Here is a 248-nt window from a genome sequence, read left to right as displayed (position 1 = left end):
ATATTACGCTTGGTGATCAGTGCACACCATGGCAATGCCAATCCAGTCAGTTGGTGGCGAGCTTGAACCGCAACGTCCATAGAGGAATATGTCGGAGCGGGTCTGGCTAATTGACGATTAAAACGTTGTTGTTGCAGTAAACCTTTACGTAAGCGATCTTTAGCTTGGCTGGAAGACTCTGATAATGGTGCAAGTGCTTCTATTAATATGAGTTTATGGATATTTTCAGCAAGACAAGCATTATAAGC

General features: G+C 43.1%; 1 protein-coding gene. It reads right to left on the bottom strand.

Annotation, left to right across the window (positions count from 1 at the left end; genetic code table 11):
- Window positions 1-248, bottom strand: a 248-nt coding sequence (locus AAEY78_RS14390; protein WP_352340116.1) for a hypothetical protein, incomplete at both ends; no start/stop codon positions are given.

This window comes from Psychrobacter sp. 16-MNA-CIBAN-0192, assembly GCF_040309565.1.
In the GTDB taxonomy this organism is placed as follows: Bacteria; Pseudomonadota; Gammaproteobacteria; order Pseudomonadales; family Moraxellaceae; genus Psychrobacter.
The sequence above is the reverse complement of the archived record's forward strand: the minus strand, read 5'-3'. Positions and strand labels throughout refer to the sequence as shown.